The organism is Herminiimonas sp. CN (assembly GCF_000622895.1).
Taxonomy (GTDB): Bacteria; Pseudomonadota; Gammaproteobacteria; order Burkholderiales; family Burkholderiaceae_D; genus AVCC01.
Map to the genome: position 1 here is coordinate 39,177 of NZ_AVCC01000015.1, position 15,884 is coordinate 55,060.

10 protein-coding genes are annotated in these 15,884 nt (G+C 57.7%); 7 read left to right on the forward strand and 3 right to left on the reverse strand.

The window, feature by feature from the left end:
• Positions 1-6 precede the first annotated feature (6 nt).
• The 3 genes from lpdA to HMCN_RS0105450 all read left to right on the forward strand — a co-directional run bounded on the left by lpdA (position 7) and on the right by HMCN_RS0105450 (position 3,712).
• On the forward strand, positions 7-1,434 hold the full coding sequence (gene lpdA / locus HMCN_RS0105440; protein WP_025916423.1) for a dihydrolipoyl dehydrogenase: 1,428 nt from the start codon (positions 7-9) through the stop codon (positions 1,432-1,434).
• A 414-nt stretch (positions 1,435-1,848) separates the two neighbouring features.
• The gene (zapE, locus tag HMCN_RS0105445; RefSeq protein WP_025916424.1) at positions 1,849-2,946 is read left to right on the forward strand and encodes a cell division protein ZapE; all 1,098 of its coding nucleotides are present in this window, start codon (positions 1,849-1,851) and stop codon (positions 2,944-2,946) included.
• 25 nt (positions 2,947-2,971) lie between these two features.
• The gene (locus HMCN_RS0105450) at positions 2,972-3,712 is read left to right on the forward strand and encodes a hypothetical protein (RefSeq protein WP_155837417.1); all 741 of its coding nucleotides are present in this window, start codon (positions 2,972-2,974) and stop codon (positions 3,710-3,712) included.
• A gap of 23 nt (positions 3,713-3,735) precedes the next feature.
• Here the strand turns inward: HMCN_RS0105450 and HMCN_RS0105455 are convergent, their stop codons facing one another.
• Positions 3,736-4,494: a PP2C family serine/threonine-protein phosphatase gene (locus HMCN_RS0105455; RefSeq protein ID WP_025916426.1), complete on the reverse strand. Its 759-nt coding sequence runs from the start codon at positions 4,492-4,494 to the stop codon at positions 3,736-3,738.
• 205 nt (positions 4,495-4,699) lie between these two features.
• On the opposite strand from HMCN_RS0105455, the gene HMCN_RS0105460 reads away from it, so the two are divergent.
• A complete protein-coding gene (locus HMCN_RS0105460; protein ID WP_025916427.1) occupies positions 4,700-4,906 on the forward strand; it encodes a YdcH family protein in 207 nt (68 codons plus the stop codon).
• A gap of 97 nt (positions 4,907-5,003) precedes the next feature.
• On the forward strand, positions 5,004-6,977 hold the full coding sequence (locus HMCN_RS0105465) for an ATP-dependent DNA helicase (RefSeq protein WP_051566799.1): 1,974 nt from the start codon (positions 5,004-5,006) through the stop codon (positions 6,975-6,977).
• A gap of 154 nt (positions 6,978-7,131) precedes the next feature.
• Here HMCN_RS0105465 and HMCN_RS0105470 read toward each other — a convergent pair whose 3' ends face one another.
• Positions 7,132-10,791, reverse strand: a complete 3,660-nt coding sequence (locus tag HMCN_RS0105470; protein ID WP_025916429.1) for an AAA family ATPase — start codon at positions 10,789-10,791, stop codon at positions 7,132-7,134.
• 312 nt (positions 10,792-11,103) lie between these two features.
• Here HMCN_RS0105470 and HMCN_RS0105475 point away from each other — a divergent pair, with 312 nt between their 5' ends.
• Positions 11,104-12,762: a PAS domain-containing methyl-accepting chemotaxis protein gene (locus HMCN_RS0105475; protein ID WP_025916430.1), complete on the forward strand. Its 1,659-nt coding sequence runs from the start codon at positions 11,104-11,106 to the stop codon at positions 12,760-12,762.
• A gap of 242 nt (positions 12,763-13,004) precedes the next feature.
• Here the strand turns inward: HMCN_RS0105475 and HMCN_RS0105480 are convergent, their stop codons facing one another.
• Complete coding sequence (locus tag HMCN_RS0105480; protein WP_202962648.1) at positions 13,005-14,201, reverse strand: HD domain-containing phosphohydrolase; 1,197 nt, start codon at positions 14,199-14,201, stop codon at positions 13,005-13,007.
• Between the two features lie 554 nt (positions 14,202-14,755).
• On the opposite strand from HMCN_RS0105480, the gene HMCN_RS0105490 reads away from it, so the two are divergent.
• Positions 14,756-15,826 carry a porin gene (locus HMCN_RS0105490; RefSeq protein WP_025916432.1) on the forward strand — a complete coding sequence of 357 codons (1,071 nt, stop codon included), beginning with the start codon at positions 14,756-14,758 and terminating at the stop codon, positions 15,824-15,826.
• The last annotated feature ends 58 nt before the right edge of the window (positions 15,827-15,884 follow it).

Consider the following 15,884-nt stretch of genomic DNA (forward strand, 5'->3'; position numbering starts at 1 on the left):
TTGATTATGTCGAAAAATTTTGATGTCGTTGTTATTGGCGGTGGTCCTGGCGGCTATATTGCAGCGATTCGTGCTGCGCAGCTGGGTTTTGCGGTGGCATGCATTGATGATTGGAAAAATGCCAAGGGTGGTCCGGCACCAGGAGGAACCTGTACCAATGTCGGTTGCATTCCTTCGAAAGCGCTGCTGCAGTCGTCCGAGCATTTCGAGCATGCGGGGCACGGTTTTGCCGAGCACGGGATTGAAGTCAAGGGCTTGAGTTTCAATGTCGGCCAGATGCTGGCGCGCAAGGATGGCGTTGTCAAACAGAATAACGATGGCATCCTTTACTTGCTGAAAAAGAACAAGGTTGCGTTTTTTCACGGCCATGGTTCGTTTGTCAAAAATGACGCCAGCGGCACTACGCTCAAGGTTGCCGGCGCCAGTGAGGAAACGCTGATCGCCAAGCACGTCATCATCGCGACCGGATCGAATGCGCGTGCATTGCCGGGTGCGGATTTCGATGAAAAACAAATTCTGTCGAATACTGGCGCATTGGCAATCGATGCCACGCCAAAAAAGCTCGGCGTCATCGGTGCCGGCGTGATCGGGTTGGAAATGGGTAGCGTCTGGCGTCGCCTGGGTGCCGAGGTGACGGTGCTGGAAGCATTGCCAACCTTCCTTGGCGCGGTCGATCAGCAGATCGCCAAGGAAGCGCACAAGCTGTTTGTCAAGCAGGGCTTGAATATCCATCTGGGCGTAAAAATCGGCGCCATCACCGTTGGCAAGAAGGATGTGTCGGTTGCCTACACGGATGATCAGGGCAAGGAGCAGAAGGCCGTGTTCGACAAGCTGATCGTCTCGATCGGGCGGGTGCCGAACACCAATGGTCTGAACGCCGCAGCTGTCGGCTTGCAGCTCGACGGGCGCGGCTTTGTTGCGGTCGATGCCGACTGCAAGACCAATTTACCGAACGTATGGGCGGTCGGCGACGTGGTGCGCGGACCGATGCTGGCGCACAAGGCGGAAGAAGAGGGCGTTGCGGTTGCAGAGCGCATTGCCGGCCAGCATGGCCATGTCAACTTCAATACGATTCCATGGGTGATTTACACCTCGCCCGAGATCGCCTGGGTCGGCAAGACCGAGCAGCAATTGAAGGCCGAAGGCATCGCTTATAAAGCGGGCACTTTCCCGTTCATGGCCAATGGCCGCGCCCGCGCGCTGGGAGATACTTCAGGCATGGTCAAGTTCCTGGCCGACGCCAAGTCCGACGAAATTCTGGGTGTGCACATCATTGGTCCGATGGCTTCTGAATTGATTGCCGAGGCGGTGGTGGCGATGGAATTCCGTGCTTCTGCCGAAGATATCGCCCGCATCTGCCATGCCCATCCTTCCCTGTCGGAAGCGACCAAGGAAGCGGCGCTGGCAGTCGACAAGCGCACGCTCAATTTCTGAACTGCGTCATCCGATATGGCGGTTGCCTGTCGCGCGCTTGGATGACGGTACATTTTTGAACCGGGCGAGCGTGCCGGAGGCCGCCCGGTGATTGAGAGCCTGATAGCCTGTGGTGGCGCTGCTTGTGATATCCGCCGCGTGCCATCCGACCGCTATGTCCTGGTTGGAAGCTATGCTATTGGAGTATAAGTAAAAATACTGGCATTTTCACATGCATATATTACCTTTGTAAAAAATACATATTGCAGTATGTTCTCTGACAAAAAATTGTCGTACGGTTCAAATATTATCGCCAGCTTTTTCGTCATATCGGAACTGCAGTGGCGGGTTCGGGCCGGCTGACCGATGGCCGCTTTGTCAAGCCGCAGAACGCCTGAACCGAAGGCGCTCGTATGGAAGTAGAAACGAATGCGAATGAATGTCCAGCAGTATTATGAGCACGCGCTATCCGAGCGCGGCTTCAAATCGGACGAAGCTCAGTTGCGTGCGGTAAAGCGCTTGCAACAAAGTTTTGACGAATGGATTGCGTTCAAGTCGCGACGATCCAGCAAGTTCAAGCGCCTGATAAACCGGCCTGCGGTGCCGCGCGGACTGTACATGTGGGGCGGCGTCGGGCGCGGCAAATCGTTCCTGATGGATAGCTTCTATTCGGTGGTGCCGGTGGTGCGCAAGACTCGGATGCACTTTCATGAGTTCATGCGCGACGTCCATCGCCAGCTCGATGAATTCAAGAACGTGGCCAATCCGCTGGACGAAGTGGCGCGCCGCATCGCCAAAAAATATCGGCTGATCTGCTTCGACGAGTTTCATGTATCCGATATCGCCGATGCCATGATTTTGTATAACCTGATGCGGGCTCTGTTCGAGCATGGCGTCTCGTTCGTCATGACCTCCAACTATGCGCCCGATACGCTGTATCCGGATGGCTTGCATCGCGACCGGATGCTGCCGACCATCGCCTTGCTCAAGAATAACCTCGACGTGATGAATGTCGACACCGGCCTCGATTACCGCAAGCGCGCGCTGGAGCAGGTGGCGTCTTACCATACGCCGCTGGGCGCTGCGGCCGACCGCGCGCTGCGTGATGCCTATGCCGGCGTCGCCGATATCGCCGACGAAGACCCGCGCATTCATATCGAGGCGCGCGAGATCCGGGCTTTGCGTCGCGCCGGCGGCGTGGTCTGGTTCGATTTTGCGACCCTGTGCGGCGGGCCGCGTTCGCAAAACGACTATCTGGAAATTGCCAGCCGTTTTCATACCGTCATCCTGTCCGGCATTCCGCATCTCTCCGCCTCGATGTCGTCGCAGGCGCGGCGCTTTACCTGGCTGATCGACGTATTTTATGACAACAAGATCAAACTGATCATGTCGGCCGAGGTCGAACCGGAGCAACTGTATACGGAGGGAATGCTGGCCCATGAATTCCATCGTACCGTTTCGCGCATCATCGAGATGCAATCACGCGAGTACATGCAGTCCGAGCGGCGGGAAACCGTGGCAGGATTGACGTAAAACCATGGCCTTGAACCTGAATCGCATGCCGACGTCGCTCGCAGGCCGCCTTCTGTGGCGCTGGCTGGCGGGCGGGCTGCTGACTCTGTTTGTCAGCGGTGTGGTGGCACAGGACGCCAGCTCAACGTTGTCTGAACGTTATCCGGCCGGTTCGATTGCAACCGTCGAAGCGGCTGCGAGTGCACAACAGCAAGCGGCCAGCGAAGATGCGCGCATCGAGCAGGCATATGCACAAGAAGAACAGGCCTGCGGCAAAGCGTTTTTTGTCAATGCCTGTCGGGACAAGGCCAAAGAACGTCGTCGTGCCGCGCTGGAACCGGTGCGCCGGATACGGATCGAAGCCGATACGCTAATGCGCCGCATGCGGGTCGTCGACAGAGATAAGGCGTTGGCAGACAGGCAAATGGAAAGGGCGGCAGAAGCTCCCGGAATCGAGCAGAATGCACAGAAAAAAGCGCAGGAAATCGCGCAAAAACAGGCACGCAATACGGAAAAAGAGCAGCAGCGGGTACAAAATGAGCAACTTCACGCGCAGGATGCCGGACAGCGCACAGCCAGTAGCCGGACCCGGCAGCAGCGACTGCAGGCGGGAGTTGCGGCCGATGCGCAGAAACGCGCGGACAATGTTGCCGCCTATGACCGGAAGATCAGGGAGGCACAAGCGCATCAGCGCGACCTGGCCGCCAGGAAAGCCGAAAAAGACCGCAACCGGAAAGCACCGCCATCGCCGGAACCGGCATTGGCAACGCCAGCATCGAAACCCTGATGGCGTGCCGGAGCGCTTCCGAATTATCTTGACGGACGAACCAGCTTAACGATTGCCATGCTGCAGTTGTCGCCGCTGCCGTTGGCCCGCTCGCGGGCTTTGCGGATCAGCATTTCGGCTGCGCTGCGAGGCGAATTCATGGCGATTGCCGCGCCCATTTCGAGTGCGGAAAAATGCTGCCACAAGCCATCGCTGCACAGCAGGAAAGCAGTATCTGGCTGCAGCTTGTCGCACTGCCCGAAGGTGATGGTGGGTTCGCTTTGGTGTGAGCCCAACGCATTGGTCAGCACGTTGGAAAGCGGATGATTTATTGCTTCCTGCCGGCTCAACTTGCCTTCTGCCACCAGCTTTTCCACATACGAGTGGTCTACCGTGCAGTGGCTGCAGTTCGGCCCTTCAAAAAAATACAGGCGCGAATCGCCGACATGGGCCCAGGTAGCTTGCCCTGGGCTGATGACCAGCGCCACTAGGGTGCTGTGCGGCTCTTTTTCGGACGAAAAACTGCTCAGTTTGATGATGCTGTGGGCTTCGTGCACGATTCGGCTCAGCAGGGTTTCAACCGTTTCCAGTCCGGGCGAGAATTCGTTGAATAGCTGTTGTGCGGAGTTGATGATTTGCTCCGCCGCCAGCGCGCCGCCAGTGCGTCCGCCCATGCCGTCGGCCAGCACTGCCATCATGGTGCCGGGGGCTCTGGGAGCGACAAACAGGGCGACACGGTCCTGCTGTTCCTGGCGGTCGCCGATGTGTTGTCCGCTGCCTGCTTCTAACTTGTATTGGCTCATGCGTCCGGGTAGATTAAACTGTTAGTCTGAAAAGTCCGCCGGGGTGCGGCAGCAAGACAAAAACTGCTTGCATTGCAGTGCAACAGTCCCGCTCAATTCGCACGATGTTGTGACTAAACGGGCGTTAATACTACTGTATTTCAGGCCGGACCTGCAATCAGGAGTGCCAGATGAATTTGACAAATTTTTTGTTGAATGCCACTACATGACTACACCAAATCCGGAACTGATCCAGCATCGCATCATTGAACTGGAAGTCGAGCACCGCGACCTCGATGCGGTAATCGATGCGTTTATTCTCAGCGCTCGTCCGGATGAGCTGCAGCTGCGGCGTCTGAAGAAGCGCAAGCTGCAATTGAAAGATCACATCACCCTGCTGCGAATGCAGCTGGTTCCCGATGTTCCAGCCTGACTGATCAGCGTTATTTCCGGCCTTTCCCCTTACCCTGGACGACTCATCCTCGTTAGCCATTTTGACTGAAGACTCTTCCGCAGCACAACAGCAGGGCATGCATGATGCCGAAATCGATCAGCTTTTCGGCCCTGGTGGGCGCCTGGGGCAGGAGGTCGGCGGTTTTCGTGCGCGGCAGTCGCAGACCGAGATGGCGAAAGCGATTGCCGGTGCGATCGCCGGCCAAGCCACCCTGATCGCCGAAGCCGGCACCGGCACCGGCAAGACCTTTGCTTATCTAGTGCCAGCGCTGTTGTGGGGTGGCAAGGTGATCGTCTCGACCGGCACCAAGAACCTGCAGGATCAGCTTTTCCAGCGTGACATTCCGACCGTGCGCCGCGCTCTCAATGTGCCGGTGTCGGTGGCACTGCTCAAGGGGCGTGCCAATTATGTCTGCCATTACCATCTGGAACGCACGCTGGAAAATGGCCGCCTGACCTCGCGCGACGATATCGGCTACTTGCGCGCCATTTCGCGCTTCATGAAAACCACCCAGTCCGGCGACAAGGCGGAACTGGCGCAAGTGCCGGAGACCGCGCTGATCTGGAATCTGGTCACCTCCACCCGCGACACCTGCATGGGCGCCGAATGCCAGTATTACCAGGATTGCTTCGTCATGAAGGCGCGCAAGGAGGCGCAGCAGGCGGATGTGGTAGTGGTCAATCATCACCTGTTCTTCGCCGATGTCGCGCTGAAAGACACCGGTGTGGCCGAGCTGCTGCCGTCGGCCAATACCATCATCTTCGACGAGGCGCATCAACTGCCGGACACTGCAACGCTGTTTTTCGGCGAGACTATTTCGACTTCGCAAGTGCTCGAATTGTGCCGCGACGTACTGGCTGAAGGCTTGTCGCATGCGCGCGACGGCGCCGAGTGGGCCAAGGTCGTGATGCCGGTGGAGCGTGCGGCGCGCGATCTGCGGTTGGCGTTTCCGCAGGATTTCGTGCGCTTCTCGGTGAGCCAGATTGCCGCATCCTCGGCATTCTTTCCGGCGCTGAAAACCTTGCGCAAGGAGTTTCGCGCGATGATCCAGACTCTGGAAAGCCAGGCCGAGCGCGCCGACACCATCGAGCAATGCCGCACCCGCGCAATCGAACTCGGCACCAGGCTCGATCAATGGAATGCGCCGACCGTGGCAGGGGCCGCCACTGCCGATGACAAATCCGGCGACGGCCAGGAGTGCGTGTTGTGGGTGGAGGCGTTTTCGTCGTCGTTGCAGCTGCATCGCACGCCGCTGTCGATTGCACCGATCTTCAACAAGCAGCGCGAAGGCGTGCCGCGTGCCTGGATCTTCACCTCGGCTACGCTGGCGGTGAAGAACGATTTCAACCATTACGCCTCGCAAATGGGGCTGGGGAATGCGCCGGCACAAACCTGGCCGAGTCCGTTCGATTATGGGCAGCAAGGTTTGCTGTATGTGCCGCACCAGATGCCGCAGCCGAATTCGCCCGACTACACCGACGCGGTGATCGATGCCGCCTTGCCGCTGATCGAGGCCGCGGGCGGTCGCAGCTTCCTGCTGTGCACCACCATCCGGGCCGTCAAGCGCGCGGCGGAACGCTTGCGGGCCGAGTTCGAGCAGCGCCAGCTGCCGTTTCCGCTGCTGGTGCAGGGCGAGGCCGGGCGCACCGAACTGCTGGAGCGCTTTCGTGCCGCCGGCAATGCAGTCCTGATCGGTAGTCAGAGCTTCTGGGAAGGGGTCGATGTGCGCGGCGAGGCGTTGTCGCTGGTGATCATCGATAAATTACCGTTTTCGCCGCCGGACGATCCGGTTTTGGCGGCCCGGATCGAAGTGATGGAGAAGAAAGGAATGAACGGCTTCATGCATCACCAGTTGCCGGAAGCCATCATCACGCTGAAACAGGGCGCCGGCCGCCTGATCCGCGACGAGGCTGATCGCGGGGTGCTGATGATCTGCGATCCGCGCCTGATTTCAAAACCGTATGGCAAGCGCATCTGGCAAAGCTTGCCATCGTTCAAGCGTACCCGCGAGCTGAACGTGGCACAGGCATTTTTTGCGACTCCCGAGTAATGTCGGCAGCAGTAAAAACTGGCCAAGTCCAGCATCGCTGCGTAATTTTTTAAGTAGGCAGTATGCTGAAAAATCATGCAATTAACGCATGTATACAGGCGATATTAAAAAATACCCGTCGATATTCGTGATTTCTATCCAGTCCGGCGCGACGTCATTTTTGTGACGCGATGTGCGACGTATACAGATCAATTTGGGTGTTCGACAGCACGGCCTGCTGCAAATGCTCGATGCGCGCAAGCAGCATGATCGCGCCTTGTTCCTGCGCCAGCGCCAGCGCCGCTTCCAGATGCATGATGGCCGCCGTCGCGTTGCCCTGCCGGTAACGGACGTAGCCAAGCAGGCGTTCGCATTCGGCCATCAGATAACGTTCGCCGTGTCGCGCCATGGATGCTTGGGCGGCAGCCAGTTGTTCGGCGCTTGCTTCGAATTGCGCGCCGAACAGCAATGCTTCGGCGGCAATCATGTGAAAAATGGAAGCCAGGCTAGGCATGGCCTGGCCGACTTGGTGCGCCGCATTGATCGAGATCTTCGCGCCACCGTTGTCGCTATCGCGTGCGAGCAGCCATCCATCGTATGCAGCTGCGACAATGCACCAAAAGGTGAAATCATTTTTATGCGAAATTTCCGTCAGCTCCCGGCATGTTTTTTCCACGGTGGCGAAATCCATGGCCAGCCGTGCCAGCTCCAATTTAAACACCAGTGAAAACGCAATCGGTGCGGGATCGCCCAGCATATCGGCCAATGCGCTGGATTGGCCGATCAGTCGCCGGGCTTGCATGGGCTGGCCGCGTAGCCACGCAATCCAGGACTCGAAGGCAAGTGCGTTGACCCAGACGTTATCCCACAGATCCTTGTGCAGCGCGCGCTGTATCTCGGCTGCCGGTGGCTGGTGGATATTTGCCAGGGTGCGGCTGGCTTGCGCCAGGCGGCCTTGCCAGAATTCCACCGAACCGCGCGCGTAAGTAGCGTAATCGGCCAGCGCATCATCGTCCGCTTCATGTGCCAGTTGCATCAATTCGTCGGCAATCGGGAGTGCAGCCTGGTAATTTTCCGCGCTGCTGGCGCCGCACCAGGCGCCCCATTTCAGTTTGAAACGCGCTGCTACGCTGAGCAGTTGCGGTGCCAGTCGATGCAAATCAGCAACCGCCTCATGCGGCTCCGGTGCGCCATAGCCATGCAGCGCCACCAGCGGGACGATGCGGGCCAGTTTCAGTTGCGCTGACAGATTGTGGCGTTGATCGTCGTCGGGCGGCAAGCGCCCGGCGGCCTCGATGCCGGCCGCCAAATGGGTCAGCGCTTCGCGGTTGGCGCCGAGTTGCGCATAACGGTTGCCGGCCAGAAGTAACCAGTGCGCCGCCGGACCCCATGTAGCTGCCTGCTGATAGTGATAAGCGATCTGCTCCGGCCGGTACCGTTCCGGGGTTGCCGTCAGCAGGAGCGCCGCCGCCAGATGGGATTGCTGCCGGTCAGCTGTTACCAGCGAGCGATAAGCGGCCTCTTGCATCAGCGCATGGCGGAAAACCTGCATATCGGTTCCGGCCATATTCATCAATACGGAAGCGTCCACCAGCTTTTGCAACCGCAGCGCGCAATGCTCTGGTGCCAACTGGCATAGCGTGGCGACTTCGTCCAGCCTGACCTTGCGCCCTAATACCGCAGCCATTTGCGCTACCCGCTTGGCAGTGCCAAGCTGATCCAGCCGTGCTTGCAGTGCGGCATGCACGTTGGCTGGAATTCCTCCTTCACTGTGCGCCAACTCCCGCAAAAAGAAGGGTGACCCTTCTGCCTTTGCCACCCATTCCGCAATGCGCTGGGCATGGGTACCGGGCCTGGCGGTGAGTTGCGCCAGTTCGGACGCGGCAACCTGGGTCAGCGGGCCGAGGGTCATGCACTGGTCCGGTTTTGCCGCCGTCTCGAACGCAATGCGCGAGGTCAGCAACAGCAGCGTGCGCTGGTGCCGGGCCTGGTGCGCGCGGTTAATCAGTTCCAGCGTAGAGGGGTCGATCCAGTGCATGTCATCGACGATGATCATTACCGGTGCCATGGTTGCCAGTTTGGCCAGCAAACGCAGCAGGCTGGAGAGCAGATCTTCGCGCCCGGCAGCGTGCGCTGAATCGGATGCATCGCCGTTGATTGGCAGGGCAAACAATAAGCCAAGCTGGGCTGCATTCATGCTGCAGCCAACTTTTGCCAGCGCGGCAATCAGCGGTTCAATCAATTCAGGCCCTGTGTGCGGCAAGCCAAAATGCTCGCGCAGCCAGGCTCGGACCGGGTACAGCGGCGTGCTGTCCAGATTCGATGCACAGTGCAGCTTGATTACGAAGGCGCCTGCCTGCAATGCCTGATTTCCCAGCGCAGCAGCCAGGGTGGTTTTTCCCATGCCGGCCTCGCCCTGCAAGCCGAAACAGACGCTGTCGCCTGACAGAGCGCTGGTCAGGGCTGAATTCAGCATGCCCTGTTCATATTCGCGGCCTATGATGACGGCAATCGGTTGTGCCGGGGCACCCCTCTCGACACGGTATAGATGGAAGGTGCGCGACAATCCGCGGAAAACATGGCTGCCAAGCGAGACCATGTGAAAGCGGCTTTGCGCTTCCGGCAGCGTGGCATTGACGACAAGCTGGCCGGGTTCGGCCACCAGGCAGATGCGCTGTACCACGCGCGCCATTTCGCCTGAAATATCGGGGCGCTCCTGATCGCACAAGGTACGGCCCAAGTGGGCGCCGAAGCGAAACTGCAAGCCGCTGCCGGCGAACGCGGCTGACAGCGCCAGCCCGGCAGTAATCGCGGCCGCCGGTGCGCGCTCCAACGCAACCGGATAACCGAAATAAGCCAGCAAGCCGCCGGATGGCGCCGGAATCACCAATCCTCCGTGCTCCGTCACCACCAATTGGAATGCGGCAGTGACGGATTCGGGATAGCCGTCTTCCATCGCATCATACTCAGCCGGGTGGGTGGCGCTGCCGTCGCAGGTCTCGGCGCGTTCGCAGTACAGGGCGGTTGCGATGCGCCACTCTTTTTCCTGCGGCATTTTTTTCTCGTTCGCGGGCATTGTTGCCTGGCCTGCCGTGGCTGCAGTGCGCGCGGTTTGCGACAAACGCCGGGTTTCTTCCTCCGGTTGCGCGCCGATTTCCCGGGCTAGAAGCGCCGCGAAATGTTCAAATTCAGCCAGTGCCGCGGTGGTGCATCGCGTATCTATCAGGTAGCGCATCAGGCGCCGGCGCGCGCCATCGTCATACGGCATCAAATGCGTCAAGCGCCGGGCATGGTGAATCCCCAACTCCGGATGGCCGTCGAGTACCCTTTGTTCGGCCAGCGTTTCCAGCAAGCTTACCTGTTGCCGCAACAGGGACTGGCGGGTATGGTCCAGCCATGTCTCAAAGTCGTCACAATCAGGCAGCCAGAAACCGGGCAGAAAACTCTCCTGGCAGGCTTCAATCAGTGCTTCACAGGCAGCCAGATCGATGGCGTTATTCATATCAGTGCGCGTCATGCCTAACAGCAGCAGCGCATCGACCCTTAAACGGCCGCGGGCGATACCAATTTGATGTCGGTTCTGATGGAATAAGGCATCCCCGCACAGGCGGCGCAAATGGAAAAAAGTATGGCGCAGGTTGAACCGCCCGGCGTCCGCCGGCAATTCTGGCCAGAGAAAATCAGCCAGCCATTCGCGTGTGGCCGGTTCCTGGTGCAACGCCAGATAAGTCAGTAGTGCTTGCGCCTTGCCGGCCGGTATCGGCAGGCGCGTGCCGGTTGCAGCTTCTGTCAGTGCGAAATTGCCAAATGTTTTTAAATGAAATAAGACGGACATGAAGTTCGTTCAGTGGTGTTGAAGCGTCAAGCAGCCTGGTGTCGGCATCAAAGCGCCGGATATGCGTCAATCGCGGCGGAAGAAAATCCCACTCTGTCAGCAAAACGTTGCATGCAGTATCACAAAATGCGCCAAGGATGTCACCAACGTTACCCCAACGCAAGCAGAATAACATTCCCTTCAGGCATTTGATTTGTTCATGATTGCCAGTTTTTGGGCGCTGGCTGTTTAACATGCTTCCCCTTTTTTGGCACATTTTACGACGCACTTTCGACGCCATAAGTTATCAATTATCAACAGCTTGGAGAACAAATGCGAAACAATATTCCTGTTACAAATAGGGAACATGTCTTGCTTGATTCGGAAATAATCGTTTCCAAAACGGACATGAAGGGCAAGATTACCTACGTTAATCAGGACTTTGTCCGTGTCTGCGGATTTTCCGAGGAGGAGCTGTTGGGTGCGCCGCATAATATCGTGCGCCATCCGGATATGCCGGTGGAAGCTTTTGAGGATTTGTGGCGCACGCTCAAAAGCGGCAAGGCGTGGACCGGTGTGGTGAAAAACCGGTGCAAGAACGGCGACTTTTACTGGGTCGAAGCCAATACGGCACCGCTGATTGAAAACGGCAAGGTGGTCGGCTACACCTCCACCCGCGTCAAGCCGTCGAGAGATCAGGTCAATGCCGCAGGCGAGGTTTACCGCCTGATCCAGTCTGGTGACGCGTCGTTTCAGATTCGTGAAGGCAATGCGGTGCCGCGTTCCACCTTCGGTTTTTTGCATGCGTTCCGGAATTTTTCCATCAGCACCAAGATATCGGTGGCATTCGGCGTACTGGCATTCTTGTTTGCAGCCACTGCCATGCTGGCCTGGCTGATGCAGGGCAGCGGCTTGCAGCAAGGGGGATGGTTGATCGCAAGCGCGATGTCAGGCGCCATCCTGGCAGTGGTTTTCGGCTTGGCCCTGCAGCAGAGTATTCTCTCGCCGCTGAAAATTGCATTACAGGACATTGAATGCATGAGTTCGGGCGACCTGTCTGGCAAGATCGTGGCGCAGGGCGATGATGAGCTGGCCAGAGTCATACAGTCACTGCGCATTTTGCAAATCAATATGAAGCTGATGATCGGTCAGATCAAGCAATCGACCGGCATGGTCAATGTCGGTGCCAATGAAATTGCCACCGGCAATGCCGATTTGTCGGTACGCACCGAATCGCAGGCTTCCAGGCTGGAAGAAACGGCTTCCGCCATGGAGGAACTGACCTCCACCGTCAAGCAGAATGCCGACAATGCGCAGGAGGCCAGCAAGCTGGTCATCTCCACCTCGGCGATCGCCGTGAAAGGCGGACTGGCGGTGGACCAGGTCGTCAATACCATGGGTTCGATTACGGAAAGCTCGCGGAAGATTGTCGACATCATTACTGTGATCGACGGCATTGCATTCCAGACCAATATTCTTGCGCTCAACGCAGCGGTGGAAGCAGCCCGCGCCGGTGAGCAGGGCCGCGGCTTCGCCGTGGTTGCGGCAGAAGTGCGCGGCCTGGCGCAACGCAGCGCTGGTGCCGCCAGGGAAATCAAGGTCCTGATCGGCGATTCGGTAGAAAAGGTCGAGGCCGGCAGCAAGCTGGTGGACGACGCCGGCAAGACGATGACCGAGATTGTCGATTCGGTCAAGCGGGCGGCCGCGATCATGAGCGAAATTTCCTCCTCCAGCCTGGAGCAAAGCGCCGGCATCGAGCAAGTCAATCAGGCAATTACCCAGCTCGATGAAATCACCCAGCAAAATGCCGCGCTGGTCGAGCAGGCGGCAGCGGCGGCCGGCACCATGCAAGAGCAGGCAGTCAATTTATCGCAACTGGTGAGCGCTTTCAAACTGACCGCCGGCGAGGCGATCGTGCCTGCCCAGCGGAATGCCAGCGCGAAAAAGAACGACAGGAACACGCAAGCAAAGAGATTGGCGCTGGCGAATTAATGGCGGTAATGGTGGCGGATTGAAGCCGATGGCTTGAGCGCCTGCAAGCGGGTGCTCGGTTTTGATCCTGTAAAATATACGCCTGGTATGTATATTTTTTTACCGCAGCAAATATGTGCGTAAACTACGCGTTTTTATATTTTTGTTTGGAGTATATTTATCGAGACAAACAAGATGTGTTCGGCGATATGAATTTCGACAAACCGCATCCAGGCAAGCGATTGCAGTGGCGTGCGGTTTTTTTATGCTGCGTTCAGGATGGCGGGTTCTTCCGCGCCGGCGCAAGGTTGGTCGTCACCGCCGACTTCGGCAAAATCCGCCTGAATTTCCCTGATTTTTTCAGGATTCCCGATCAGGGCCTCGACGCATTCGCTATCGAGCTTGGTGCGAGCCATTTCCCGTAATGCCGAGAATGCCTTTTCATTGCTCCAGGCCGGCTTGTAGCAGCGCTGGCTGGTCAGGGCGTCGAAAATATCGGCCACTGCGCAGATGCGCGCTTCAATCGGAATCTGCTCTCCGCGTACGCCATTCGGGTAGCCGCTGCCATCCATCGTCTCGTGATGCATTTCAACGATGTTGCGCAACATCTGGATATGCGGAAAATCTTCGAAGGAAAACTCTTTGGCCATGTTGTTGATGATTTCCAGGCCAATCGCGGTGTGCCGCTTGACCACTTCAAACTCTGCGGCGGTGAGCTTGCCCGGTTTGGAAAGGATGCTATCGGGAATGGCAATCTTCCCGATATCGTGCATCGGTGAAAACAGCAATATGTATTCGATGTACTCATCGCTGAATCCATGTCGTTTTGCCAGCATGGTGGCGATCAGGCGCGCGTAGTGCGACATCCGCCCCAGATGCGCGCCGGTTTCTTCATCCTTATGGCTGGTGATGTTCTGCGTCGTGCGGATCGCAGCGGCAATGGTGCGGGCCAGGCTGGTTTCCTTGATGACCATGGCCGCGATCACTTGACTAAACAGGTCGATCAAGTGCGGCAATCTGCCGGTAAAGATGTCTTTTTGATATGAGTTGAAAAAGAGAAAGCCCAAAAGGCTGCCGTTGTGATACAGCGGTTGGGTCAGGCTGGACTGGTAGCCCTGGGCCAGCACCATCTGCGTGTGCCGGCTTTTTCGCTGTGCCAGCGCGGTCAGATTGTTGATGATGCGCGGTGCGCCGTGCTGTGCGATGTCCCAGAGCGAGCGCACTTCCGATAGCTTGACCGAATAATTGAAGAGCGGCGTGTCCTCCTTGCTGCTGTAAAGAAAGGTGGAAACATGGTCGGTGTTCGGATCGTACAGGGCGACCGCAACCCGGTGAATCAGATCGCAGTGGTGCTTGAGCGCCTCATGGACGAGGGAAAGTTTGTGCCGCAATGGGAGGTTTTTGTCCAGTTCGCGCTGGAGATTGTTTGTTTCGGCAAGCTGTGCGCTCGGAGTCATCATAGGTGTGCCTGGTTCCGTGTTGGCGATTGGATGTGCGATTCTGGATTTGCATGTGAAGCATCTTTATGCAGCACTACATTTTCCAGCGGGCAACTGCACGAAGCAGCTTTTTCACGAGCGATTCGAGAATTCCGGTCTGATTGTATTTGAGTTGCGTTGGGACAACGTTGGACTGTTCCTGCGGCAATCGTGCATCGGCCATCTCGGCGCGAGATGCAATTCCGAGATGCCATGCCGCAGCCTCGGCCTTGTGACGCTGTTATCGGGCGTTGTCGCTTGCGATTCTGCAGGTGAAATATTTCTGAAATTCATCGTATTGTCATATTGTCCCGCTACAGTCGTGCCTTGTTGACCTTCACCGGCCGACTTCGCATCCGGTCGTATTGGACGCTTCGAATCAATTTTCAGATATGCAAATGCGGATTTATTCGTTCTCGTCTCAAGGCACCGATGTTAACCTGCCTGCTCTGCTGTAACGCGCAACATCCGGGCCGGACGATAGTCGTGCCTTCGGCTCGACGGATTAAAAAACAACTCACTATCAGGGAAAAGTAATGAAAAAATCGCTAGTCGCAATCGCAGTTCTGGGTGCCTTTTCGGGCATCGCTTCGGCGCAATCGGCCGTCACCGTCTATGGGACTATGGATGCCGGTATCGTCAGCGAACGCGGCGGTAAGGACGGTTCCGTCACCAAATTGACCAGTGGCGTGGCGTCTGCCTCGCGCCTCGGCTTCAAGGGTAGCGAAGATCTCGGCGGCGGTCTGTCGGCTAATTTTGTGATTGAATCTGCGGTCAAAGTTGATACCGGCGAAACCGATTCCTCCGGCATCTTCAGCCGCCAGGCTTTCGTCGGCCTGAAGAGCGTCAGTGCCGGCGCAGTGACGCTGGGCCGTCAGTACACGCCGCTGTACAACACCATCAGCCAGGTCGCCGACCCGTTCGGTGCAGGCTATGCCGGCAGCGCCAAGAATCTGTTGCCGACCGCCGGCGCCGAGACGCGCACCAGCAATACCATCGCCTATGCGTCGCCGAACTTCAGCGGGTTCAGCGGCGAAGTTGCGTATAGCCTGGGCGAAGTAGCCAATTCCAATTCTGCCAGCCGTCAGTTCGGCGCAGCGGTTGCTTATGCGAACGGCCCGTTGAATGTCCGCCTCGCCTATAACAACCGCAACAACGATACGCTAACCGTCAAAACCAACGACATCGGCAGAAATACCCTGCTGGCAGCCAACTATGACTTCGGCGTGGCAAAAGCATTCCTGGCATACGGTGTCGACAAGGGCACAAACAGTGCGCCACTGCCAAACACTGCCAATCCGTACGGTGCAATCATTGCGCCGAAGGCATCGACCGACAGCAGTGATCTGCTGCTGGGTGTCGCCGTGCCGTTCGGCGCCAGCACCATCCTGGCTTCGTACATCCGCAAGGACGACAAAACCGGCTTGAATCAGGATGCTGACCAATGGGCTCTCGGCTACACCTATGCGCTGTCGAAGCGCACCAGCCTGTACTCCAGCTACGCCCGGATCAGCAACAAGAACGGCGCTGGCTACACGGTCGGCAACAACACTGAAGCCGGCACTGGCGACAAGGCGTTCAACCTGGGCGTGAAACATACGTTCTAAGTAGCCGAACCGATGGCGACTCATCATCGTCGCTGACGACGCCAAAAAAAGCGCACGA

Coding starts and splice junctions, on each gene's coding strand:
- lpdA (WP_025916423.1), top strand. CDS start 7: ATGTCGAAAAATTTTGATGTCGTTGTTATTGGCGGTGGTCCTGGCGGC.
- zapE (WP_025916424.1), top strand. CDS start 1,849: ATGAATGTCCAGCAGTATTATGAGCACGCGCTATCCGAGCGCGGCTTC.
- HMCN_RS0105450 (WP_155837417.1), top strand. CDS start 2,972: ATGCCGACGTCGCTCGCAGGCCGCCTTCTGTGGCGCTGGCTGGCGGGC.
- HMCN_RS0105455 (WP_025916426.1), bottom strand. CDS start 4,494: ATGAGCCAATACAAGTTAGAAGCAGGCAGCGGACAACACATCGGCGAC.
- HMCN_RS0105460 (WP_025916427.1), top strand. CDS start 4,700: ATGACTACACCAAATCCGGAACTGATCCAGCATCGCATCATTGAACTG.
- HMCN_RS0105465 (WP_051566799.1), top strand. CDS start 5,004: ATGCATGATGCCGAAATCGATCAGCTTTTCGGCCCTGGTGGGCGCCTG.
- HMCN_RS0105470 (WP_025916429.1), bottom strand. CDS start 10,791: ATGTCCGTCTTATTTCATTTAAAAACATTTGGCAATTTCGCACTGACA.
- HMCN_RS0105475 (WP_025916430.1), top strand. CDS start 11,104: ATGCGAAACAATATTCCTGTTACAAATAGGGAACATGTCTTGCTTGAT.
- HMCN_RS0105480 (WP_202962648.1), bottom strand. CDS start 14,201: ATGATGACTCCGAGCGCACAGCTTGCCGAAACAAACAATCTCCAGCGC.
- HMCN_RS0105490 (WP_025916432.1), top strand. CDS start 14,756: ATGAAAAAATCGCTAGTCGCAATCGCAGTTCTGGGTGCCTTTTCGGGC.